The following is a 25,719-nucleotide window of genomic DNA, read 5'->3' on the forward strand; positions in this document are numbered from 1 at the left end:
CATCACTCATATCAGGGCTTCTCCAGCTCTTCGTCGATGATGGCAAAGAGGTCTTCCGCTGTGACGTCGGCGAGCTCCCGGTCGTCGTCCGAACCTGCCGGATCGGACATGGACAGGGCAGACAACATTCCCCGCAGCCTGACAGCGATCGCGGTGCGCAGCTGATCGTCGTCAACCGATCGCAGTGTGGTCTCCAGGCGGTCCAGCTGCGCGACGATCGGTGGCGGGCTGGGTGTTTCGCGGTCCGCGATCCGTTCCAGGAGATGCGCGGCCAAGGCGGACGGCGTCGGGAAGTCGAATATCACGGTGGTGCTCAGCGAGAGGCCGGTAGTCGCGTTGATGCGGTTGCGCAGCTCGAGCGCGGTGAGCGAGTCCAGGCCCAACTCCAGGAAGCCTCGGTCCGCTGGAACGGAGTCGGGCTCTCGATGTCCGAGCACCTCCGCGATCTCGGTGCGCAACAGTTGCCGGACGGCCATCTCCCGTTCGTAGGTCGGCAGCGCGCTCAGGCGCTCCCGTAACGTCTGGGAACTGTCGATGGAACGGTGCTCCAGGCGCCGAATTCGCTTGGGAAGCAGGCTGTGCAGCAGGGCCGGCGCTTCTCCGGTTCCCAGGCCGGCGAGGTCCAGACGCATCGGCAGCACGTGGGGCGATTCGGCGACGAGTCCGGCGTCGAACAGGGCCAAGCCTGCCTCGGTCCGCAGTGCCCGCAGTCCCCACCGTGAAATTCGCCGCAGCTCGGTGTCGCCCAGCCGCCCGGTTATTCCACTCTGCTGCTCCCACAGACCCCAACCCAGTGAGACCGCAGGCAGTCCGTGGTAGCGGCGGTGGTGAGCCAACGCGTCCAAGAAGGCGTTCGCCGCGGCGTATGCGGCCTGTCCGGCAGTGCCGATCGTTGCCGCGACCGACGAAAACAGCACGAATGTCGAAAGATTCGCGTCACGAGTCAGCTCGTGCAGGGTCCACGCGGCGTCCATCTTGGTAGCGAGCACCGCATGCAATCGGGCCGGTGTCAGAGCCGAGAACACCCTGTCATCGACCACGCCGGCGGCATGGATCACCGCGCCCAACGGGCGGTCGGCCGGGAGGGTCGACACCACCTTTTCCAGTGCCGAGCGGTCGGCGACGTCACAGGCGACGACATCGACAGTGGCACCTGCCGCGGTGAGATCCGCGGTCAGGGCAGCCACGCCGGCAGCGTCCGGGCCTCGCCTGCTGAGCAGCAGCAGGTGGCGTGCCCGGTGTCGGTTCACCAGGTGCCGGGCAATGTCGGCGCCGAGGCCGCCGGTTCCCCCGGTGATCAGCACGGTGCAGTCAGGATCGAACACCTCCGCCTCGGGTGCGACAGCACGTGTTCGAGACAGACCGGGAGTGAACAGCTTCCCATCACGAACCGCGATCTGGTCTCGGCCGGTCGCGAGCACGGCGGCCAGGAGTGCGTTCGTATCACCCGTTTCGTCTATGTCCACCAAGATGATTCGGCCGGGGTTCTCGGTCTGCGCCGACCGAACCAGTCCCCAGACGGTCGCGCCCGCCAGGTCTATGTCGTGATCCTGCGCGACCGCCACCGCGTGTCGGGTGAGCACAACCAAACGGTCGTCGCCCGCTGTCGCCAGAAACTCCTGGACCTGTCCCAGCACGGACTCGGCTACGTCGTGTACCACCTCGACGCCTGCCGGACGAGCCGACTCCGCCACGGAAATGAGCACCGCGGGACTCGTTTCGGCTGGTATCGCCGGGTCTGTCTCCGACCAGTCGACATGGAACATCATCGATTCGAGCGGGGCCGCCGCCAGCGGTCGCAGAGTCAGCGAATCGACGGACATCCACGCAACGCCGTTGTCATCGGCGAGATTCACTGCCACGGCGTCATCGCCGATGGCCGTGATCCGCACTCGCAACCGACGGGCAGTCGTCGTCGCGGCATGCACGCCGCTGAAGGAGAACGGCAGCACAGGGCCTCTCGTCACGGCCAGCACATGCAGTGCCGCATCCACCAAGGCCGAGCGTGCTGCCGAGACGCCGGTCCCTTCGCGCAGCTCTACTTCGACGAACAGCTCTGCTCCGCGACGCCACGCGGCACGCACATTGCGGAATCTGGGCCCGTACTCCAATCCGACCGCGGCAAGTTCGTCGTACCACGGTGCGACATCCAGGGTTTCGGCCTCGGCCGGCGGCCACTGCGCGAGATCGGCGACGGCGACCTTCGGATGTGCCGTGGCCACGAGCCCGGTGGCATGCAATTGCCACTCGCTGTCGGTGCGGGCATGCAGCCGCAAAGGACGCCGACCGAACTCGTCGGGATCTCCTACCGCGACCTGGATTTCGGTGTCGTGGCCGTCCGGTACGACGACGGGGCTCAGCACGGTCAGCTCATCCACGACCTCGGCTCCGGCCGCGACGCCCGCCTGGAGCGCCATCTCCAGCAACGCGGTTCCCGGCACGATCACCCGGTGCTGCACTCGATGGTCGGACAGCCACGGATGTGTCCGTATCGACAATCGCCCCGTGAGAATGACACCCAGCCCCTCGGCCGGTTCCACCACAGTGGTCAAGAGCGGGTGCTCGGCACCGGCATCGAGCCAGTACCGCTCACGCTCGAACGGATAGGTCGGCAGGTCCACTCGTCGAGCACCGGTGCCCGCGAATACCCTGGACCAATCCACCTCCACACCGCTGAGGTGCATTCGACCCAACGCGGAAACCAGCGCTTCGATCTCAGGCTGCCCCCGCCGCATGGTCGGTACCAGTAGAGCGTCGGCGGATTCCGGGAGACATTCCTCGATCATCGGCGTGAGCACCGAATCGGGACCGACCTCGACGAACCGCGTGACGCCCGCACCGGCCAGAAAGGCGGCGGTGTCGGCCCAGCGCACGGTGTCACGCACATGGCGCACCCAGTACTCGGGCTGCCGCGGCGCCGCGGACACCAGCGCCATGACGGGCTCGGCGAATTCGAGGTTCGCCACGATCGAACGGAACTGCGGCAGCATCGGCTCCATCAACGGAGAGTGAAAGGCATGCGAGACGCGGAGCTGCCGAGTTCGGTTTCCCCGAGCCGCGACTTGGGCGGCCACCGCATGCACATGCTCCGCGGCGCCCGCGACGACCACCGATGACGGGCTGTTGACGGCAGCGAGCGAGATCAGGTCCTGATATTCGGCCAGGAGCGGCACGACCTCTTCTTCCGTGCCATGGATGGCGACCATGGCACCACCGGCGGGCAACGCCTGCATCAGCCGGCCGCGCGCTGCCACCAGGGTGCAGGCGTCCGGCAGCGACAGCACACCTGCCACGTGGGCCGCGGCGATCTCACCGATCGAGTGTCCGGCCACGAAGTCCGGCCGCACACCGATGGATTCGAGCAGCCGGAACATGGCCACCTCGAACGCGAACAGGGCCGGTTGCGTCCACTCGGTCTCATCGAGCAGGTCGGCCTCGGTGGCCATGACCTCGCGCAGCGACCGGTCGAGATGCTGATCGAACTCCGCGCAGACCTGATTCAGCGCGCTGTCGAACACCGGGAACAGTGCCGCCAGGTCCTCGCCCATGCCCACCCGCTGCGAGCCCTGACCGGTGAAGACGAACGCGGTCTTACCCCGATCCCGCACACCTGGCACGGCAGTCGTCGCGGCCGCGCCCGCCGCGACCGACATCAGTCCTTGACGCAGTTCGTCGGTATTCGCCGCGATGACGGCCGCACGATGCTCGAGATGCGACCGAGTGGTCGCAGCGGAGAACGCGACATTCACCACCGCCGACCGGTCGTCGAGGGTCGACAGTATCTGCTCCGCCTGCCTGCGCAATGCCTTGGGAGTCCGGCCGGAGAGCAGCAGGGGAACCGGGATCGATTCTCGTGGCGCTTCTTCCGGCCGTGGGGCAAGGGTTGGTTCTTCGAGGATCACGTGCGCATTGGTGCCGCTGATACCGAACGACGAAACTCCCGCCCGCCGGGGCCGGTCGACGGAAGGCCAGTCGCGTTCCGCCGTGAGCAGCTGGACCGCACCGGAGGACCAATCCACGTGCGGTGACGGCTCGGTCACGTGCAGTGTCTTCGGCAGACGACCGTGCGACATCGCCATGATCATCTTGATCACGCCGCCGACACCCGCGGCGGCCTGGGCGTGCCCGATGTTGGATTTGAGCGAGCCCAGCCACAGCGGTTCGCCGGCCAGGCGATCCTGTCCGTAGGTCGCCAAGATCGCCTGAGCCTCTACGGGATCGCCCAACGGCGTCCCGGTCCCGTGGGCTTCGACGGCGTCGACATCGGAGGGGGACAGTCCCGCACTGCCGAGGGCCTGCCGGATCACCTGTTCCTGAGAGGGGCCATGTGGTGCGGTGAGTCCGTTGCTGGATCCGTCTTGATTGACCGCGCTGCCGCGCAGGACCGCGAGGACGCGATGTCCGTTGCGGCGCGCATCGGACATCCGCTCCAACACGAGTAGACCCGCGCCCTCGGCCCAGCCGGTGCCGTCCGCGGCCGCCGAGAACGCCTTGCACCGCCCATCGACGGAAAGCGCCCGCTGCCGGGAGAACTCCACGAAGGTGGTGGGAGCGGCCATCACGGTCGCCCCACCCGCCAGGGCGAGGGTACATTCACCCGCCCGCAGCGCCTGCGCGGCCAAATGCAGCGCCACCAGCGACGACGAGCACGCGGTGTCCACCGATACCGCCGGCCCTTTCAGACCCAGGCAATAGGCCACCCGACCGGACGCGACACTCGGAGCGCTGCCGATGAACAGGTATCCCTCCAGGGCACCGGGATTCCCGAGTGCTCGCGTCGCGTAATCGCTGTACATGACGCCGGTGAACACACCGGTGTCGCTACCGCGCATCGAGGTCGGCGGAATTCCCGCGTGTTCCAGTGCCTCCCAAGCCACTTCGAGGAGCAAGCGCTGCTGCGGATCGGTCGCCAGGGCTTCCCTCGGCGACATCCCGAAGAAGTTGGCGTCGAAGTCCGCGGCGTTGTCGAGGAATCCCCCACATCGCGTGGAGCTGCGCTCCGACGCCTCGGGATCAGGGTCGTACAGACCATCGACATCCCAGCCACGGTCACGGGGGAACTCCGTCACCGCGTCGACACCCTCGGTGACGAGCCTCCACAAATCCTCCGGCGAGGCAACGCCTCCCGGATAACGGCAGCTCATGCCGACGATCACGATCGGATCGTCGTCGTGGCGGGTCACCGGTGACACCGCCGTCGGAGCCGGTGCCGTACCGAATAGTTGGCCGGTCAGAAAGGTGGCGAGTTCCTCGGGTGTCGGATGGTCGAACACGAGGGTGGGCGGCAGCCGAAGCCCGGTGGCCACGGCGAGCGCATTGCGCAGTTCCACCGCTGTCAACGAGTCGAATCCCAGGTCGCGGAACGCGCGATCCGGATCGATCCCGATCTCGTCGTCATAACCCAGCACCGTGGCGGCTTGGGCCTGAACGAGACGCCGCATCTCAGCGGTCCGGTCCCGTTCGGCCACACTGTGCCACCGATCTCGAACCGTGTCGGTCGCCGGAGTCGGTGCGGACGAATGACGTCGGCCCACGGGAGAGTTGAGTCGCGCGGCCGAGATATGTGCCGGAAGAACGTGTGCGTGCCCGAGCTCCAAGGCCCTATCGAACAGCCGCACGCCCGCTTCCGCCGAGATCGGCCGCAGACCGCGCGCCGCCAGCCTGCGGCGGTCGGTCTCGGTCAGCGCGGCCGTCATGCCCGCGACGTCCTCCCACGGACCCCACCCCAGCGAGACCGCCGCCAGCCCCTGCTCGCGCCGATGCCGAGCGAGCCCGTCGAGAACCGCGTTCGCCGCGGCATAACCGGCCTGACCGGCGGTACCCAAGCTGGCCGCCACCGAGGAGAACAGCACGAAAGCCGACAGTTCCAGGTCTTTGGTCAGTTCATGGAGGTGCCAGGCGGAATCCACCTTCGCTGCCAGTACCGGCTCCGCGGCGTCCATGGTCAGCGCGGTGAACACGGCGTCGTCGAGCACGCCCGCGGCATGCACGACAGCCCGCAACGGTGCCCGCGGCGGGACTTCCGCCAGCACCGACGCCACCGCGTCTCGGTCGGCCAGGTCGGCTGCCAGCACGCTGACCGACGCGCCCGACCCGCGAAGCTCCGTGACCAGTTCGCTCGCACCAGGGGCATGACCACCACGTCGGCTCACCAGCAACACACTGCGTACACCGTGCGCAGTCACCAGATGCCGGGCGAGCACGGCGCCCAGCGCACCGGTACCGCCGGTGATCAGGACCGTCCCCTCCGGACCGAACGCCTCGGCATCCGAATGCGATGTCGGGGCAGGGGCGAGTCGCGGCGCGGACATGCGACTCTCCCGGATCACGACCTCGGACTCGCCGGTGGCGAGCACAGTGGCCAGCAGGTCTTCGACCCCGTCCGGATCATCGGTGTCCACGAGGACGATCCGGCCCGGATTCTCGGTCTGGGCGGAGCGCAGCATTCCCGATACCGCCGCGCCCGCCAGATCATGGCCGTCGAGGGCCCGGTCGGTGACCACCACGATCGGTGCGTCCCCCGGTGCGGCCAGATGGGATTGCACCGTGTCCAGCACCGAGCGGACGAGTCGGCGAACCGTCGCGGGGGCGTCACCCGCACTACCGCCGAAGGCGTTGAGTACCACCGCATTACCGGCACTGTGCGCCGGGCGGACGGCGGGCAGCCGCACCCGGTCGATGACGAACAGCGAGTCCTCAGCGAGTCCCGAGGCAGGCTGCGCCCGCAGGGTGACATGGGCCGAGAACACCTGTTGGCCACCCTCGGCTTCGCTGACCGTCACGGCGAAGCGATCCGGGGCAATCGCGACGATGCGCGCTTGCAGGTGCCTGCTCGTGGTCGGACGGATCTGCACCTGCGCCCAGGCAAACGGGATTTTCGGCTGTCCTTGACTGTCCCCCAACGCCTCCGGTCCCACTGCGTGGAGCACGGCATCGAGAATTGCGGGATGTACCAGGAAACCGGACCGAGTGGATAGATCCTCCGGCAGCGCTACCGCCGCGACGACTTCCGCACCGTGCTGCCACACCGCACGCAGCCCTTGGAAGGTCGGCCCGTACTCCAGGCCGACCTGCGCGAGTTCGTCATACCGATGCGTGAGATCCACTGGCACGGCGTCGACGGACGGCAGCACCTCCGGGTGGGTGACCGCCTCGGTCGCCGAGCCGAGCAGACCGGTGACATGCAGTTGCCACGGTTCACCCGCTACCCGCGCGTGCAGGGCGAATGATCGCTCCCCCACCTCGGTGAGGGCGCCCACCAACGCCTGCAGTTCCACCACCGTCGTCTCGGGAACCGCCAGCGGTTGCCGCAGCGTCAGCTCGGCCACCACCGGACAGCCGACGCGATCGCCGACCCACGCGGCCATCTCCGCCAGTGCCGTGCCGGGCAGAACAGGCCGGTCCCACACCCGGTGGTCGAGCATCCAGGAATCTCGCCGCGCCGACAGTCTCCCGCGGAAGAGGACGCCCCCACTGTCCGCCACAGCGATGACGTCTTCGAGGAACGGGTGCTCGAGCCGGTCCGAGCCCGGACGGCCGGACGCGACCAGCCAGTGGCGGCGGTGCTGGAACGCATACGTCGGCAGCTCGATCGGGCCGGCGTCGGTGCCCGCGAAGACTTTTTCCCAGTCCGGACCACTACCGTTCAGGTGGAGACGGCCCATGGCGGTGAGCAGGGCGGCATCCTCGGGGCGGTCGTGCCGCACGGTCGCCGTGACGAGCCATTCTTCGTCCGGCAACCGGCTGCTCTCCATCATTCTGGTGAGCGTCGCATCCGGACCCAGCTCCACGAAGCCGGTGACGCCGCGCTCGGCCAGGGTCCGAATCGCGTCGTGGAACCGCACCGGCTCGCAAGCGTTCCGAACCCAGTATTCCGGCGTGCCGAGCCGATCATCGTCGAGAGCATGGCCGGTGAGGGTGGAGACGACCGGGATTCGCCCGGCGCTCGACCGGAGGCCGTGCAGCGCGGTAGCCAGCTCGTGGGCGATCGGCTCCATCAACGAGGAATGCGAGGCATAGTTCACGCGCAACCACGCGGTGTTGCGACCTTGCGCGGCGAAGTGATCGACGATCCGGGCCACCGCGGGCTCGGATCCCGAAATCACCACGGAGCGTGGACCATTGACCGCCGCGAGCGATGCTCCGGCGGTCAGCAACGGCAGCACCTCGTGCTCGGCGGCCGCCACGGCCGCCATCCTGCCGCCCGGCGGCAGCCCCTGCATCACCCGGCCGCGAGCCGCGACCAGTGCGCACGCATCGCGCAGGGACAGGACATCGGCGACGTGGGCGGCGGCGATTTCACCGCTCGAATGGCCGACCACGAAATCCGGTCGCAATCCCCAAGATTCGACGAGCCGGAACAAGGCGACCTGGAGGGCGAACACCGCGGGTTGGGTCCACTGAGTATCGTCGAGCAGCTCGGCCTCCGGCGACTCCGGCGCGGCGAACATGATCTCGCGCAGCGGACGATCCAGGTGGTGCCGAAGTTCGTCGCATACCTCGGTCAAGGCGGTGTCGAACACGGGAAACCGTTCGCACAGTTCCCGTCCCATACCGGGGCGCTGGCCACCCTGTCCGGTGAACACGAACGCCGTCCGGCCCGTGGACCGCTGCGCGCGGACCACGTCGGACGCCCAGGTGTCGCCCGCCACCGCTTCCAGGCTGTGCAGCAGGCCTTCGCGATTCGACACCGTCACCAGTGCCCCGTGCTGGAACACCGAGCGCCCGGTGAGCGAGGTGTAGGACACGTCGACCGGTCGCAGTTCGGGATGAGACTCCAGGTGTTTCCGGAGTCGGAAAGCCTGATCCCGCAGGGCCTGCGGCGTTCGGCCGGAGATCGCGACAGGAACGACGGGCAGTTCCTGCGCGGTGTCGTCGCGCTCGTCGAGGGGGGGTGCTTCCTCCACGATGACGTGTGCATTGGTACCGCTGATGCCGAATGCGGAGATGCCCGCGCGACGCGGCACGTCATTCGACGGCCACTCCTGTGCGGTGGTGAGAAGTCGTACACCGCCGGAAGACCAATCCACGTGTGGTGAGGGCGCGTTCACATGCAGGGTCCGGGGCAGGATGCCGTGCCTCAGTGCCATCACCATCTTGATGACACCGGCGACCCCCGCGGCCGCCTGCGTGTGTCCGATATTGGACTTCAGCGAACCCAGCCACAGTGGGTTCGTCGCGTCACGGTCATGGCCGTATGTCGCGAGGACGGCATCGGCCTCGATCGGGTCACCGAGCCGGGTGCCGGTGCCGTGCGCCTCCACCACATCCACATCGCCGGCCGTCAGGTCGGCATTCGCCAAGGCATCACGAATTACTCGCTGCTGGGACGATCCGTTCGGTGCGGTCAGGCCGTTGCTGGCCCCGTCCTGATTTATCGCGGTACCCCGCACCACAGCCAGCACCTGGTGGCCGTGCTCTCGTGCCGCGGACAACCGCTCCAGCACCAGGACGCCGACGCCCTCGGCCCATCCGGTGCCGTCCGCCGCGGCGGAGAACGCTTTGCACCTGCCGTCGGCCGAAAGCCCGCCCGCTCTGGCGAACTCGACGAACATACCCGGCGTGGCCATGATGGAAACTCCGCCGGCCAAAGCCAGCGACGACTCCCCCGATCGCAGGGCCTGCACGGCGAGATGCAGTGCGACCAACGACGACGAGCATGCCGTATCCACGGTTACCGCAGGGCCTTCGAGGCCGAGCGCATACGCCAGGCGCCCGGAGATAACGCTGGACGCGCTCCCGGTCAACGCGTGTCCCCCCAGGCTTTCCGGCACGTCCGCCAGGCGCGGGAGATAGTCCGGGGCCATCGCTCCGACGAACACCGCGGTGCGGCTTCCACGCAGTACGACCGGATCGATGCCTGCTCGTTCCAATGCCTCCCACGCTGTTTCCAGCACCAGTCGCTGCTGGGGATCGGTGGCCAGCGCTTCCCGAGCGCTCATGCCGAAGAACTCGGCGTCGAAATCGCCTTGGCCGGTGAGGAAGCCGCCGAACTGTGGTACCGAGTCAGCTACCTCCCAGCCCCGATCCTCCGGAAACCCGGTAATCGCATCGGAGCCATCGACCACCAACCGCCACAACTCATCCGGTTCGGACACTCCGCCCGGTAGTCGGCACGCCATGCCCACGATGACGATCGGATCGGAATCGGAGACCTGCACGGAGGTGCGCCGGCGTCCAGCAGACCCATCGCGCAAGTGCCGCACCACGGCGGTGATGGTGGGATAGCTGAACGGCAGACTTGTCGGCAATGGCAGGCCGGTCGACCGTTTGAGCCGTCGCACCAAGTCGACAGCACGTGCCGAGTCGAATCCGAGGTCGCGGAAGGTCCGGTCGGGATCCACCAGTGCGGCATCGCCGTGTCCGAGCACGACCGCCGCCTGTGCGCGCACCAACTCCAGCAGCGCACTGCCCGCGTCCTCGCGCCGCACATCGCCCAGCTCGAGCGGATCGACCGGCGCATCAAGATTTTGGTCGACCTGGTCGTCATCGAACCAGTACCGTTGTCGCTGGAACGGGTAGGTGGGCAAGTCGACCACACGGGCACCGGCACCATCGAAGACAGCCCGCCAGTCCACCGTCACCCCGTACGCGAAGAGCTCGCCCATCGCCAGCAGGAACCGCCGGAACTCGTCCTCGCCCCGGCGCAACGTCCCCTGTACGACCGCCTCCGGCACCGTCTCCTGCACCGGCATCGTCAATACCGGGTGCGGACCGACCTCCACGAAAACCCGATGGCCTGCGGCAGCCAATGCCCGGACCGCGTCCTCGAGACGTACCGGCTCCCGCAGATTCCGATACCAGTACTCGGCATCCATCGACGTGGGGTCCAGCCGACCGCCGGTCACCGCGGAGTAGAAGGCGATGTCACTCGGATGCGTCACGACATCGCGCCCCGCCGCCAGCACCGCCTCCCGAATCGCCTCCACCTGAGGCGAATGCGACGCGTAGTCGACCGGGATCACCCGCGCGCGAATCCCACGGGCCGCGCAGTCCGCGACATAGCCGTGCACATCGGCAACCGCGCCCGACACCACGACGCTGTCGGGGCCGTTGAGTGCCGCGACGGTGACACCCGGGTAGCCGACCTCATCGGCGGCCACGGCGATCGATGCCATCGCGCCATGACCCGACAGCCGATCGGCAATCGCGCGACTGCGGAATACGCTCAGCCGCAACGCGTCCGGAAGCTCCAGAATGCCCGCCGCGCACGCCGCCGCGATCTCACCTTGCGAATGACCCACCACCGCGGCCGGAACCACACCCACCGAGCGCCACAATTGCGCCAACGACACCATCACCGCGCACAACGCCGGTTGCAGGACATCCACACGCCGCAATGCCTGCTCATCACCGAGCACATCACGCAGCGACCAATCCACCAATCCCCCCAACAGACGCGCACACTCGTCCATCCGCGCCCCGAAAACGGGCGACGACTCCCACAACCCCCGAGCCATCCCCACCCATTGCGAACCCTGCCCAGGGAACACCCACACCACACCGGAACCGGAAACGATCTCGCCCTCGACCACATTGGCCGCACCACCGCCGGCAGCCAACGCACGCAGACCGGCACACAGCTCACCCCGATCCGATGCCACCACCACCCCACGGTGCGCGAAGTGCGTGCGCCGAAGCGCGGTCGAAGCGCCGATGTCCACCGGCACAGCAGCGGGCTCGGCCATGACGAAGTCCAGCAGCCGTGCGGCCTGAGCACGCACTGCCTCGGCGGTTCGCCCCGACACCGGCACCGCCACCGCGGTAGTGCCTTCTTGTCTTTCGGCGGATCGGCCTTGTCTTTCGGTGGATCGGCCCGGATCGGGCGGTGCGGCCACCACGAGGTGACAGTTCGTGCCACCGACGCCGAAGGACGAGACACCCGCCAGCGCCCGGCCCGCGGCGGGCCACGCACGCACATTGTCGTTGAGGCGCAGCCGCCCGGCCGCGAAGGGAATGTTCGGGTTGGGCTCGCGGTAGTGCAGGCTCGGCGGAAGCGATCCGTGCCGGATCGCGAGCGCGGCCTTGACCAGCCCGGCGATACCGGCCGCGCTTTCGAGATGACCGATGTTCGTCTTGACCGATCCGACCAGCAGCGGGTTCGCGTCGTCACGACCGGGCGCGAACACCGAAGCCAGTGCCCCCGCCTCGATCGGATCCCCCACCACCGTCCCGGTCCCGTGCAATTCGACATAGTGCACGTCCGCCGGATCGACACCAGCGTCGGCGTACGCACGACGGAGCAATTCCGTCTGCGCCTCGACAGTCGGTGTGGTCAGGCTGTCGCCGCCGGAATCGTGATTCACGGCGCCACCGAGAATCACGCAGTAGACGGGGTCGCCCTCGGCCATGGCGTCGGCGAGCCGCTTGAGCACGACCATGGCACCGCCCTCGCCTCGGACGAAACCATTGGCTCGCGAGTCGAAGACATGGCACCGACCATCCGGCGAAAGCACCCCGGCACGAGCGAGCGCGAGGCCACCGTCGACCGCGAGATTCAGGTGCACACCGCCCGCCAGCGCCAGATCGGACCGACCGGAGCACAAGCTCTCGACGGCCGACTGCACCGCGACCAGCGACGACGATTGCGCTGTATCCACCGTGACACTGGGACCGCCCAGACCCAGCGCACGTGACACCCGATTGGCGATCGAGCTGCGGCTCAAACCGGCCAGCGTGTGCTCGGAAACCGCCTCGGGACCGCCGTCGTGCACAAGTGCCGCATAGTCATCGCCGGCAGCGCCGATGTAGACGGCGACCCTTTCAGCACTCAGCCGGTCCTCGACTATGCCGGCGTCTTCGATTGCCTCCCAACTCAATTCGAGGGCCAGACGCTGACGGGGATCAGCCGCCGCGGCCTCCGGACGCGACATCGCGAAGAACTCGGCATCGAAACGGTCCACTTCGGGAAGGAAGCCTCCGCGGCGCAGCACAGCCGCCTCGGGAATCTCGTCGAGGCGCCACCGCCCAGCGGGCACCTCGGAGGTCGCGTCCACTCCGTCCCGCAGCACCTGCCAAAAGCTACGGGGGTCGGCGGCACCGGGGAACCGGCAGGAAAGACCCACGATCGCGATCGGCTGGTGCATAAAAATGTGTCCCCTATCCAAGTCGAGCGACGCTGGGCTGCGATAACCCACAAACGGTCATGACGGTGCCGGTCGCCGCTACGATCCGGCGCGCTGCCCGTTAACCCAAAACTTGCTGCCACACGGTCGACAGATGACTCTCATACCTGATTTCCCACCCCGAAGCTCCGGCCGAATCGGCGAGCACAACCCGGGAGTCAGCACGGGTGTCCGCGCCGGGCGACGGTCAATCCCCCGAATGCGTGTTGCGACACCCGGCCGGACCACCTGAGCCCACCCGAACAGCTCCCTCAAGATAGAACGCGTTCCACAATCGCGCAAGCAGCTACTGTCGCGAATCGTCCAGCTGTGCACACCTTTCGGAAGGGACGAAACGCTAGACAGTGGAACTTGTTATCGATACAGTTCGGCGTTAAGTATCGGGACGGGGATCAAAGGGGTTGTCGGGGCGGGGATTCGGACGCGCTCGTCGTCGGTTGACCGGTTTCCGGCGGCGATCACCAACTGAGCAACGGCGAGCAGCCTTACTTGGACCAGTTCGGAAAACACTCCGCTACTTCGGCTGTCGACTGAATCAGAGGCTTGGTGGCGAGCCGGGCACTCCCCGTCGATGGACTACGCATGCACCGCACGATGATCTGGATTGGGAGGGATGATGAACGGACCTACGAGGCGCGCAGGAATCGTCGGGGGCGGGGTCGGCGGGTTGGCGACTGCCATCGCGCTGCGGCAGGCCGGGTGGCATGTCACGGTGTTCGAGCAGGCGCCGGAATTCGGCCGGGCGGGGGCCGGGATCGTGCTGCCTGTCAACGGCATCGCCGCCCTCGACGCGCTCGGACTCGGGGAGCGGATTCGTGAGCATCAGGTACCCGATCGGTTCGCGCAGATACAGACCGCGGCCGGGCGCACGCTGATGAGCTTTCGATTGAGTGACGCGATGGGCTACCAGGGAATGATCCTGCTCGCGCGATCCGATCTCATCGCACTACTGGTGGATGCCTTGCCCAGCGAGTGCGTTCGCACGGGCGAAGCGGTGCGGGCAGTGCGCGAAAGCGGTGTTGTCGAAACTGATTCCACCACGGCGGAGTTCGATCTGGTGGTCGCGGCCGACGGGGTCAATAGCATAGCGCGGCAACAGTTGTGGCCCGATCTCTCGCTGCGGTACACCGGAGTCACCGCCTGGCGTTGGATCGTCGAGGGCCTGTCGACGGAGTACGCCGGAATGGTGTGGGGTCCGGGCGGTGACGTAGGGATCTACCCCATGCCTGGTGATCGCACCATGGTGTGGGCCGCAGCTCGACCGGGCATCGACGACCTGGACCACTTCGCCGACTGGATCGACCCGGTGCCGGAATTGATCGCCGCCGCCGATCGGATAGTGCGCAATGACGTGGCGTACCTGCCGGTTCCTCGTTCGCTGGTTCGTGGCCGGGTAGCGCTGGTCGGCGACGCGGCGCACGCGCTGGTGCCTTACAACGGCCAGGGCACCTCCGTAGCGTTGGAAGATGCCGTCGCCCTCGCCGCGTGCGCTCCGGACCTGGCGGCCTACACCGCGTCGCGGCGTCCTCGCGCGCAGTACATGAGTCTGCTGGCGCGGTATGGCATGCCCACACCCGCGACGAACAGAGCCGCCGTGATCACCGCCCCGATGGCGGGATTGTTGCCGAACCGGTTCTTGCGGTGGGCCGCGCGCACGGGACGGCGGGCGGCGACGACGTGGACCCCACCGGAAATCCGGTCTCGCGTGTCCTCGCACTGATTCCGAATCTGAAACGGAGCAACCATGAGCACGTCGACGGACACTGCCGTCGATCACGAGATTCTCATTGTCGGCGCGGGTTTTTCGGGGATGGGCACGGCGATCGAACTCGATCGGGCCGGCGTGCGCGACTACCAGATCCTCGACGCGGGCGACGGTCTCGGCGGAACGTGGCGGTGCAACACCTACCCCGGTGTCGCGGTCGACTTCCCGGTCTTCAGCTATCAGTTCTCCTTCGAGCAGCGATCGGACTGGTCCCGCGTCTACGCCCCCGGCTCGGAGGTACAGCAGTACGCGGAGCATTGCGCCGACAAGTACGGCCTTCGTTCACGGATGCGGTTCGATACCAGGATCGACAGAATCGACTTCGAGGACCACGCGAATCGATGGCGGGTGACGACTGCCGCGGGCGACACGATGACCGCCAGGTTCGTCGTCAACGCGACCGGCAGCTTTCCCGAACCGAACATCCCGAAGTTCAACGGGATCGAGAACTTCGCGGGACGGGTCCTGCACACCGCGCGGTGGGACCCCGCGGTGGACCTGACCGGCAAGCGGGTCGGGATCGTCGGCACCGGAGCGTCCGGCGTACAGCTCGCCGGTGCCGTCGCGGCCGAGGTGGCGCAGTTGACCGTGTTCCAGCGGACTCCGGTCTGGGTGGTGCCGAAATACGACGCGCCGCTGTCCGCGCGGCTGCACTGGGTGTTCGAGCATGTTCCATTGCTGAAGCCCGCGATCCGGGCGTTGAGCCAGGCTTATATCGAGACGGTCGTGCTGTTGCCCGCCCAGTATCACAAGCTGTTCCCGTTGACCAAGCTCGCCGCAGTCGCCCTGCGGCGTGAGCTGGCCGCGCAGGTGCACGATCCAGCGGTCCGGGACAAGCTCACGCCGCGTTATGCGCTCGGCTGCAAACCGCCGGCCTATTCCAACGCGTACCTGTCCATGTTCAACCGCGAGAACGTGTACCTGGAAACCGATCCCGTCGACAAGGTGACCACGGACGGCGTCCGCACGGCTGAGGGCGTCGAGCATGAGCTGGACGTGTTGGTTCTCGCGACCGGGTTCAAAATGCCATTCACATCCGGCGTGCCCTTCCAATGCGTCGGATCCGACGGGATCGATCTGCACGAATATTGGTCTCGGGAACGGACGCAGGCGTATCAGGGGGTGAGCGTGCCCGGTTTCCCCAACTATTTCTCGGTGTCCGGCCCGTACTCCTACAACGGTTCGTCCTACTTCAACCTGATCGAAGCCGGCGCCAAGCACATCGCCCGCTGCCTCGGCCATGCCCGGCGGACCGGAGCGACGCGGGTGGAGGTCACGAAGCAGGCCAACACGAAGTACTTCGAGGAAATGCTGCGCCGCCGGTGGCGGCAGGTGTTCTGGCAGGACACCTGCGGCCTCGCCAACGCCTACTACGTCGACGTGAACGGCGACGTCCCGCTGCGACCGACGCTCAGCCTCGAAACGGCTTGGCGCAGCGCCCGATTCCCGCTGAGTGACTACCGTTTCGAGACCACGCCCGCGAGTGAAACAGTCAAACAACATACACAGGCTTGAAGGGGAAAGATGACGGTCATGGAATTTCGTGATTCCGAGAGTTCGGCCCGCCGTAGGGTGCGGTGGGTTCGAGAATGGGGGTGGCTCGCATCCTTGCTTTTCGTACCCAAAATTCCCAACCGATTCAGTCTGGTGTACGACAGAGTCATCACCGCACACAACTCGCTGGGCGAGGAGTCGCTATTCATCAACCTGGGGTACTGGAAGGACAGTCCCCAAACTTTGGATGAAGCGGGCGCGGCGCTGGCCCGGCTGGTAGCGACCGAAGCGCGCCTCGGGTCCGACGACGTAGTAGTGGACGTCGGCTGCGGACTGGGCGACCAAGATTTTCTCTGGGTGAAAGAATTCGGCCCCAAACGAATTACCGGTGTAAATATCTCCGCGAAACAGATCCAGGTCTCGACCGCACGGGCCGCCGCGCTAGGGCTGAGCGACGTCGTCGAGTATGTGCACGGGTCCGCGAACGACCTACCTCAGCCGGATGCGTCCGCAACCAAAGTGACCGCACTCGAATCAGCGCTTCACTTTCCGTCGCGTCCACGATTCTTCGAGGAAGCATTCCGAGTCCTGGCACCCGGCGGCCGATTGGTGACTGCCGACGTCGTGCCACTCGCGAACAAGTATGTTCCGAGCGAGGTCAGGCGGTCGCGTCTCAAGCGACTTGTCGTGCACGGCATATTCACGACTGCCCGCAAGAACAATACCGATGCGGAGGAATACCGCCAGGCGCTCCTGGCAGCCGGCTTCGAGAATGTCCGGGTCTACTCCATCCGCGATCACGTCTACCCGCAATATGCCGAGTTCGTCAGCCGTAAGCGCGACCAGCCGCAAATTCGGAAAATCAATCCGTTGGTTCGGGGCTTCTTCGGCCACAAAGGCGCCGCGTTCTGGGCCCCTTGGCTGGACTATATCGTCGCAGTTGCCGACAAGGCGCCTGCCGGAGATCGTCTCTGAGGAACACCACGCCGACAACCGGCGCATCCCCATGACCCGGGCACGGTGCTGGACGTCCGGCTCGGTCGAGGGGATGCTCGCCGAGGCGAACGTGGCCACCGGAAAGCGCAGGTCGGCGGCGTGTTACAAACCAGGACGCTCCGCCCGACGTAGGATCGGGCAATGCGGTCCATTTGGAAGGGCTCCATCGCGTTCGGATTGGTCAATGTCCCCGTGAAGGTGTACACCGCCACGGAGGACCACGACATCAAGTTCCACCAGGTCCACGCCGCCGACGGGGGGCGCATTCGGTACGAGCGGCTGTGCACCGTGGACGGGCAGCCGGTGCAGTATTCCGATATCGATCGGGCCTATGAATCGCCCGACGGTGATCGGGTGATTCTCACCGATGAGGACTTCGCGAAACTGCCCGCCGCGGAGAAGCACGAGATTCCAGTCCTGCAGTTCGTGCCCTCGGAACAGATCGATCCGATTCTGCTCGACAAGAGCTATTATCTGGAACCCGATTCCACCACGCCCAAAGCCTATGTGCTGCTGGCCAAGACCCTGGAACGGGTGGACCGGGTGGCGCTGGTGCATTTCACGCTGCGGCAGAAGACCCGGCTGGCCGCGCTGCGGGTGCGCGACGGGGTGATGGTGCTGCAGACCCTGCTGTGGCCCGACGAGGTGCGGTCGGTCGCCTTCGACAAGCTCGACGGCGTTCCCGAACCCAAGGCGCAGGAATTGAAGATGGCCGAGACCCTGGTCGACACCCTGTCCGACGACTTCGATCCCAGCCTCTACGTGGACGAATACCAGATCGAGCTGAAGAAGCTGCTCGACGAGGCGATCGCCAGCGGGTCCAGCAAGGTCACCCGGGCGCCGGAAGCGGCCGCCCCGGAGATGGACGCCGAGGTGGTCGATCTGGTCGCCGCCCTGCAGCGCAGTCTCGAGGCGTCCGGGCGCAAGACCACCGGATCGGCCCCGGCCGCCAAGGCCGCGCCCGCCAAGAAGGCCGCCGAGAAGAAGCCCGCCAAGAAGGCCGCGAAGAAGGCTCCGGCCAAGCAGACCCGCAAGGGTGCCTGACCCGCCAGCACCCGCCTGGCAAACTAGCGGCATGGATTCCGACATATCCATCCACCCGGACATCGCCATCGTGCCCATGGGGCTCGGACACCTGCGGCAGGTCATCGACCTCGGCTACCAGGTGTTCGACACCCAGGCCAAGCCCTACACGTCGTGGTCGCTGACCTCGGTCGCCGAGCACCTCGACAGCGCGGGCAAATCCTGTTGGGTGGCGGTGGATTCGGATCAGGTGGTCGGATTCGTGCTGGCCTCCATGGAATTCGAGCTCCGCGAGGACTGGGCGTACCTGGAGTGGATCGCCGTCTCCCCCGAGGTGCAGGGGCGCGGCGTCGCCAGCAAACTCATGACCGCCTGCTGCGACCTGCTGTTCCGCCACGGCGCGGCCCGCATCGTCACCGACGTCGAGAACCACAACACCGCCTCCGCGGCCATGATGCGCCGCAACGGATTCTCCGAAGGCACCACCGTGACCCTGTTCGTGCGCCCCAACCCCGACGACACCGTCGCCGGCGAGGACGAACAGGTCACCCTCGGCCCCGGCACCAAACGCGACCTCATCCGCCGCGGCCGCATCACCGGCGACGGACGCCACGGGCGGCTCCCCCGCTAGTTTGTCGGACCCTCCCGCTACGGTCGCCGTCATGACCGCCCCCGATCCCACCATGACCGCCATCAACGACGCCGTGACCCTTGGCCGCCAAGGCGATCCGGTGACGGCTCGCGCACACCTGACCGCGTTATGGGACGAGATCGGCGCGGGCGGCGACCCCCTGCACCGCGTATCCCTGGCGCACTTCCTCGCCGACCTGCAGGACCATGCGGCCGACGCCCTCACCTGGGACATCCGCGCCCTGGACGCCGCCGACACCCTCACCGACGAACGCGCTCAGGCCCACCACGCGGGCCTGAGCGTGCGCGGCTTCTACCCCTCACTCCACCTCAACCTCGCCGACAACTACCGCCGCCTCGGCGCTTTCGACACCGCCCGGCGGCACCTGACCGCCGCCCACGCCCGCCTGGACGCCCTCGACGAGGACGGCTACGGCCTCGGCGTGCGCGCCGGACTCGCCAATGTCGAAGCGGCACTGGCCGAACAGTCCACCGCCCCGCTGCCGACGCACCCGGCCCCGTAGCACCGCGTGCGCGGACCCAGGTGAGCGAGGCACGTACGCGAGAGGCACGGCGCTCACACGCGCGCTGGCCGGCGTCAGAAAATCATGGCCTGAGCCGCATTGCTGCACCCCAATGACCGATATACGCTGGCGGCGATCATCAGCCAGCGAAGGGAACGCGTCGATGCCGGATCCGCTACCGAATGCCGTTGCGCTGCAACCGGATCCACGGGGACGACGCTTGTTCGCGAGTACCGCTGCGCTACTGGCGATGACGGCCGTGGTGAGCGGGCCGGTCGGGATGGGCGGCCGGGCTGCCGCCGAAACACCCTTCGCGGGGGCGGTTTCCTGCACGCCCACCGAGGCGCGGGTGGCGCTCCCCACCCGAGCTCCGCTGCTCGACTGGTCGGAGAACCTCACGTTCGACGAAGCGACCGGGAGCTTCTGGGTCTCGCGCGCGCAGCGCGACGTGGTGGAGAAGTACGACGGGGACGCCCGCCTGGTCGCCAGTGTGCCGGTGCGGGGTCCGGGTGCGGTCCGGCGCGGCCCGGACGGGCTGATGTACGCGACCTTCGGCAATTCACCGCTGTCCGCACTGTCGGGCGGCAGCGGGGTGGTGCGGTTCGATCCGGCCGCCGCCGAACCGAAGCCCGAGGTGTTCGTGTCCGGGCTCGGACAAGCCAATGGCGCGGCCTTCGACGCCGACGGCACCCTGTACGTGGCCGATACCTCAGCGAACACCGTGCTACGGATCCGGCCCGACGGCAGCATCGACGCCGACTGGACCGCCCGCGGTCACGCGGCGCTGGCGGCCCTCGGCCTCGGCGCCGACGGCATCGTCGCCGCGGACGGCGTCCTCTACGTGACGCTGCTGGAGAGCCCGACCGCGCGGGTCGTCGCCCTGCCGATCGACGATCCCGCGCGGGCGACGGTGGCCGTGGATCTGGCGCCCGCTCCCCTGTCCGGCCCCGTGCTTCCCGACGACCTCGCGATCGTCGACGGGCTGCTCTACATCGCCACCGGAAGCGGGCAACTGGTGCTCGCAGATCCGGTCGCGCACACCAGTTGCACCCTGCTGTCGGGTCAGCCGCTCACCTCGGTGGCCGTCGCCCCGGCCCCCGCGCGCACGCTCGTGCTCGGCACCGAGGGCGGAGACGTCCTGAAGGCGCATTACTGACTCGGTCAATTATCCTGTGCCGCATGGGCTCTGCCCTCGTGGAAGAACTCCATGAGGCTCTGCACCGTCGCCACTTCGGTGCGGGGCCGGATGGCGCCGAACGGCGCGTTCCAGAACTCGCCGCGGCGGCGGGTCCACGGGCCGACATAGGCGTAGGGCACCGGGTTGTCCCAGTCCCCCGGGGAGACACCGTAATTCACCTCGTCGACGGCCACCGACAGGTCGAAATGCTCGGGCCACAGCACCGGCTGCTGTTCGGCGGCGAAACGGCGTAATGCGGTGTCCCCCACCGCGAACCAGTCGTGCACGGCGGTGGCGGCCTCGGAGTCGACCTTGAACGGCTCGTCCGGATCCATCCGGGTGCCGTCGGAGTAGAGCCCGTCGGGCGGGCCGTCGGCTTCGAATCCGGCGGTCGCGGCGAGGTCACTGTAGGTGCCGTGCAGGCGGATCCGGCCCTGCGGCCACACCAGATCGGTGCCCGTCACCGACACCGGCCACTTCATGCCGGCGAAGCCGCCCAGCACGATGCGCATGCGGATGCTGCCGAACCGGCGGTACTGCGGACCGGCGATCAGCAGTTCGGCCGCGGCGTGCAACGCGAACCGGGTGTCCTCGTAGGTGATGTCGTCCACGGGGAAATCATCGCCGCCGAGCCCGGCGTGTTGCTGGAAAATGGACTCCCGCAAACAAAACAGCGCCACACCGGACGAATCCGGTGTGGCGCATGGACGTTTCGCCGACCGTCAGCTCGCGTTGTCGGTGCAGGCCGAGAGAATGACCTTGGCCTGACGCGGCGAGGACGAGCCGGTGTCCGGGAAACCCGGCGCACTCTTGCCGAGCACATTGATGGCGGCCGACTCGGCCTCCACCTTGGACGGCGCCCACGCCCAGCCGAAGCGGGTGTCGGCGCCCTGGGCGACCGCACCACAGGCGTTGGCGAAGTGCACGACGACGGCACAGTCGCCGCCACCACACTGGCTGACCGCGGAGGAGTCCGCGGCGTCCCAGTTGCCGTAGTTCACGGCATACGCGACGTTCCCGGTGCTCTTGGACAGCGCCAGCGCGCCGTACAGGTCACCGGAGGTCGCGATGAAGACCGGCTCGCCGTTCTCCGCCGCGGAGGCGGATCCGGCGGCCACGGTGCCCATCGCGGCCATCGACGTAACGGCGAGGCCGACACCGGCCTTGCGCAGCAACGACATTCGATACTCCCCGGGGATGGAAGGTGATAACGGCGGTCATCATGCCAGACGCTCAGACCCGGCGCATGACCGAGACGACCTTACCCAGTACCTGGGCATTGTCACCATCGATCACCGGGTACGCGGGATTGCGCGGCTCCAGGTAGACATGCCCGTTCGCGCGCTTGTACACCTTGACCGTGGCCTCGCCGTCGATCATGGCGGCCACGATCTCGCCGGTGTGCGCCTCCTGCTGTTTGCGCACCACGACGATGTCTCCGTCGCAGATGGCGGCGTCGACCATGGAATCACCGCGCACCCGCAGACCGAACACGGTGCCGCGGCCCACCAGCTCCCGCGGCAGCGAGAGCACATCGTCGGTGTGCTCCTCCGCCAGGATCGGGGTACCGGCCGCGATATCACCGACGACCGGCACCGGAACCGAGTTCTCGTCCCGCTGCCGCGCGGGCGCGGACGCCCGCAGGAACAGCCGCACGTCCATGGGACGCGTCACCGACTCACTGCGCTTGAGGAACCCGCGCTCCTCCAGCTCCCGCAGATGCCTCGACACGGACGAAGCGGACTTCAGGCCGACCGAGTCCCCGATCTCCCGGGTGCTGGGCGAATACCCGTGCCGCTGCACCCAATCCCGAATGCTGCACAGAATGCGCTGCTGGCGTTCGGGCAACGTGGAGGTGTCGAGATGCTCGAATCCGTCGAAGTCGTCATAGGTCACCGAAGAATCCTACGGCGAGCCGCGGCTCAACCCCCGGCACGACCGGCCGTAACACGCCAGCGCGCTACATTCGGGAAGGCCCGAGCACCGTGTCCCCGGCCGTCGCCGCGCCCTCCTGAACGAGGCGCTGGGGCGCTGAAACGACGATGCGGACCGATCCACCGGGGATCGATCCGCATCGTCTGTGTGTATTGCCGCTACACCGTGAAGCCGAGGGCGCGCAGCTGTTCGCGGCCGTCGTCGGTGATCTTGTCGGGGCCCCACGGGGGCATCCAGACCCAGTTGATCTGCAGGTCCTCGGCGAGGCCGGAGCGGACCAGGGCATTGCGGGACTGGTCCTCGATGACGTCGGTGAGGGGGCAGGCCGGGGAGGTGAGGGTCATGTCGAGTTTGGCGATGCCGTCCTCGAAGGTCATGCCGTACACGAGGCCCAGGTCGACGACATTGATACCGAGTTCGGGGTCGACGACGTCGCGCATCGCCTCCTCCATGTCGTCGAGGTGCTGGAGCTCCTCGGGGGTGAGTTCCTTGGCCTGCTGCTCGGTTTCGCTCATCTCTTACTCCCCGTTGCCCATGGTCTTCTTGGCTTCCTCGGCCGAGGCGATCCGCACCACGGCGTCCTTGAACGCCATCCAGCCCAGCAGCGCGCACTTCACGCGGGCCGGGTACTTCGAGACGCCGGCGAAGGCGATGCCGTCGCCGATCATGTCCTCGTCGCCCTCGAGGGTGCCGCGGCTGGTGATCATCTCGTCGAACGACTCGACCACCTTCAGCGCCTGCTGCACCGGCAGGCCGATGACCTGGTCGGTGAGCACCGAGGTGGACGCCTGGCTGATCGAGCAACCCTGGCCGTCGTAGGACACGTCCTTGACGTCACCGTTGTCGTCGATGTGCACGCGCAGGGTCACCTCGTCACCACAGGTCGGGTTGACGTGGTGCACCTCGGCGCCGAAGGGCTCGCGCAGCCCCCGGTGGTGCGGGTGCTTGTAGTGGTCCAGGATCACTTCCTGGTACATCTGCTCCATGCGCATGGTCTATGCAACTCCGAAGAAGCTCTGGGCCTTCCGCACCGCGGCCACCAGCTGATCGACCTCGTCGATCGTGTTGTACAGCGCGAAGGAGGCGCGGGCGGTGGCGGCGACGCCGAAACGCCGGTGCAGCGGCCACGCGCAGTGGTGACCGACACGGATGGCGACACCCTGGTCGTCGAGGATCTGGCCGACATCGTGGGCGTGGACACCGTCGACCACGAACGACACGGCGCCACCGCGGTTCTCGTTCACGGTCGGACCGATGATGCGCACGCCGTCGATCGCGCCGAGGCCCTCGAGTGCCGCGCCGACGAGCGAATGCTCGTGCGCCGCCACAGCGTCCATGCCCACATTGCCCAGATACTGGACGGCAGCGCCCAATCCGACGACCTGGGAGATCATCTGCGAGCCCGCCTCGAACCGCTGCGGCGGCGGGGCGAAGGTCGAGTGATCCATGAACACGGTCTCGATCATGGAACCGCCGGTGATGAACGGCGGGGTGTCCTCGAGCAGCTCACGCCGCCCGTACAGGATGCCGACGCCCGAGGGACCGAGCATCTTGTGGCCGGAGAAGGCGGCGAAGTCGACGCCCAGCTCCTTGAAGTCCACACCCATGTGCGGCACCGACTGGCAGGCGTCCAGCACCACGATGGCGCCGACTTCCTTTGCCCGGCGCACCAATTCGGCAACATCGGCGACCGCGCCGGTCACATTCGACTGGTGGGTGAACGCGACCACCTTGGTGGCGGGCGACAATTCCAGCGAATCCAGGTCGATGCGGCCGTCCTCGGTGATGCCGTACCACTTCAGCGTCGCCCCCGTGCGGCGCGCGAGCTCCTGCCACGGAACCAGATTCGCGTGATGCTCGAGCTCGGTGATGACGATCTCGTCACCGGGACCCACGTGGTACGGGAAGCGGTCGTCGGAGAAGGCGTAGGCCACCACGTTCAGCGACTCGGTCGCGTTCTTGGTGTACACGATCTCGTCCGCGCCGGCGCCGACGAACGCCGCGATCGCCGCGCGCGCCGCCTCGTAGGCCTCGTTGGCCTCCTCGGCGAGCTGGTGCGCGCTGCGATGCACGGCCGCGTTGTGCTCGAGCAGGAATTCCCGCTCGGCGTCGAGCACCTGCAGCGGACGTTGCGACGTCGCGCCGGAATCCAAGTACGCCAACGGTTTCCCGTCGCGCACGGTCCGGCTCAGGATCGGGAAGTCGGCCCGGATCCTGGCGACGTCGAGAGTCCCCACGGTGCTTGTCATGTTCAGGCTCCTACAGCAGCTGAGGTGAAGCGCACGTAGCCGTTGGCGTCGAGTTCCTCGGCCAGCTCGGGGCCGCCCTCGGCCACGATGCGGCCGCCGACGAACACGTGCACGAAGTCGGGCTGGATGTAGCGCAGGATGCGCGTGTAGTGGGTGATCAGCAGGATGCCGCCGGTCTCCCGCTCCTTGTAACGGTTCACACCCTCGGAAACAATCCGCAGCGCGTCCACGTCCAGGCCGGAGTCGGTCTCGTCGAGCACCGCGATCTTCGGCTTGAGCAGGCTCAGCTGCAGGATCTCCTGACGCTTCTTCTCACCACCGGAGAAGCCCTCGTTCACCGAGCGCTCGCCGAAGGCCGGATCGATCTCCAGCTCGGCCATGCCCTCCTTGACTTCCTTGACCCAGGTGCGCAGCTTGGGGGCCTCGCCGCGAATGGCGGTGGCGGCGGTGCGCAGGAAGTTCGAGACCGAGACGCCCGGCACCTCGACGGGGTACTGCATGGCCAGGAACAGGCCGGCACGAGCGCGCTCGTCGACCGACATCTCCAGCACGTTCTCACCATCCAGGGTGATGGTGCCCTGGGTGACGGTGTACTTGGGGTGCCCGGCGATGGCGTAGGACAGGGTCGACTTGCCGGAGCCGTTGGGGCCCATGATGGCGTGGGTCTCGCCCGACTTGATGGTCAGGTTCACGCCCTTCAGGATCTTGATGGGCTCGGCGTTCTCGTCCGGGCTGGCGACCTCGACGTGCAGGTCCTTGATTTCCAGGGTGGTCATCGAATCGGATTCCTTTGCGGGGATGG

Annotated in this window: 15 protein-coding genes; 7 read left to right on the forward strand and 8 right to left on the reverse strand. The window is 67.3% G+C overall.

Annotated elements, in window-relative coordinates; translation table 11 throughout:
- Window positions 1-11: 11 nt before the first annotated feature.
- Window positions 12-13,085 carry an SDR family NAD(P)-dependent oxidoreductase gene (locus ACWELJ_RS02925; RefSeq protein WP_452364484.1) on the reverse strand — a complete coding sequence of 4,358 codons (13,074 nt, stop codon included), beginning with the start codon at window positions 13,083-13,085 and terminating at the stop codon, window positions 12-14.
- 655 nt (window positions 13,086-13,740) lie between these two features.
- Here ACWELJ_RS02925 and ACWELJ_RS02930 point away from each other — a divergent pair.
- From ACWELJ_RS02930 to ACWELJ_RS02960, 7 genes are all read left to right on the forward strand, one after another.
- Entirely contained in the window at window positions 13,741-14,844 is a 1,104-nt protein-coding gene (locus ACWELJ_RS02930; RefSeq protein WP_452364524.1) for an FAD-dependent monooxygenase, read from the forward strand.
- Between the two features lie 24 nt (window positions 14,845-14,868).
- A complete protein-coding gene (locus ACWELJ_RS02935) occupies window positions 14,869-16,404 on the forward strand; it encodes a flavin-containing monooxygenase (RefSeq protein WP_452364485.1) in 1,536 nt (511 codons plus the stop codon).
- Window positions 16,405-16,413: 9 nt separating this feature from the next.
- Window positions 16,414-17,358: an SAM-dependent methyltransferase gene (locus ACWELJ_RS02940; RefSeq protein WP_452364486.1), complete on the forward strand. Its 945-nt coding sequence runs from the start codon at window positions 16,414-16,416 to the stop codon at window positions 17,356-17,358.
- A gap of 162 nt (window positions 17,359-17,520) precedes the next feature.
- A complete protein-coding gene (ku, locus tag ACWELJ_RS02945) occupies window positions 17,521-18,423 on the forward strand; it encodes a non-homologous end joining protein Ku (RefSeq protein ID WP_452364487.1) in 903 nt (300 codons plus the stop codon).
- Between the two features lie 31 nt (window positions 18,424-18,454).
- The gene (locus ACWELJ_RS02950) at window positions 18,455-19,033 is read left to right on the forward strand and encodes a GNAT family N-acetyltransferase (RefSeq protein ID WP_452364488.1); all 579 of its coding nucleotides are present in this window, start codon (window positions 18,455-18,457) and stop codon (window positions 19,031-19,033) included.
- 31 nt (window positions 19,034-19,064) lie between these two features.
- Window positions 19,065-19,556, forward strand: coding sequence for a hypothetical protein (locus tag ACWELJ_RS02955; RefSeq protein WP_452364489.1), 492 nt, complete (start codon window positions 19,065-19,067; stop codon window positions 19,554-19,556).
- 250 nt (window positions 19,557-19,806) lie between these two features.
- Complete coding sequence (locus ACWELJ_RS02960; protein WP_452364490.1) at window positions 19,807-20,712, forward strand: SMP-30/gluconolactonase/LRE family protein; 906 nt, start codon at window positions 19,807-19,809, stop codon at window positions 20,710-20,712.
- 5 nt (window positions 20,713-20,717) lie between these two features.
- Here ACWELJ_RS02960 and ACWELJ_RS02965 read toward each other — a convergent pair whose 3' ends face one another.
- The 7 genes from ACWELJ_RS02965 to sufC all read right to left on the reverse strand — a co-directional run bounded on the left by ACWELJ_RS02965 (window position 20,718) and on the right by sufC (window position 25,693).
- The gene (locus tag ACWELJ_RS02965) at window positions 20,718-21,344 is read right to left on the reverse strand and encodes a hypothetical protein (RefSeq protein WP_452364491.1); all 627 of its coding nucleotides are present in this window, start codon (window positions 21,342-21,344) and stop codon (window positions 20,718-20,720) included.
- 111 nt (window positions 21,345-21,455) lie between these two features.
- The gene (locus ACWELJ_RS02970) at window positions 21,456-21,914 is read right to left on the reverse strand and encodes a DUF4189 domain-containing protein (protein WP_452364492.1); all 459 of its coding nucleotides are present in this window, start codon (window positions 21,912-21,914) and stop codon (window positions 21,456-21,458) included.
- A gap of 52 nt (window positions 21,915-21,966) precedes the next feature.
- Entirely contained in the window at window positions 21,967-22,629 is a 663-nt protein-coding gene (lexA, locus tag ACWELJ_RS02975) for a transcriptional repressor LexA (RefSeq protein WP_452364493.1), read from the reverse strand.
- 197 nt (window positions 22,630-22,826) lie between these two features.
- Window positions 22,827-23,183: a metal-sulfur cluster assembly factor gene (locus ACWELJ_RS02980; RefSeq protein ID WP_452364494.1), complete on the reverse strand. Its 357-nt coding sequence runs from the start codon at window positions 23,181-23,183 to the stop codon at window positions 22,827-22,829.
- Window positions 23,184-23,186: 3 nt separating this feature from the next.
- Entirely contained in the window at window positions 23,187-23,660 is a 474-nt protein-coding gene (sufU, locus tag ACWELJ_RS02985) for a Fe-S cluster assembly sulfur transfer protein SufU (protein WP_452364495.1), read from the reverse strand.
- 3 nt (window positions 23,661-23,663) lie between these two features.
- The gene (locus ACWELJ_RS02990; RefSeq protein ID WP_452364496.1) at window positions 23,664-24,917 is read right to left on the reverse strand and encodes a cysteine desulfurase; all 1,254 of its coding nucleotides are present in this window, start codon (window positions 24,915-24,917) and stop codon (window positions 23,664-23,666) included.
- Window positions 24,918-24,919: 2 nt separating this feature from the next.
- Complete coding sequence (gene sufC, locus ACWELJ_RS02995) at window positions 24,920-25,693, reverse strand: Fe-S cluster assembly ATPase SufC (protein WP_452364497.1); 774 nt, start codon at window positions 25,691-25,693, stop codon at window positions 24,920-24,922.
- Window positions 25,694-25,719: the final 26 nt, after the last annotated feature.

Source organism: Nocardia sp. NPDC004582 (genome assembly GCF_053602115.1).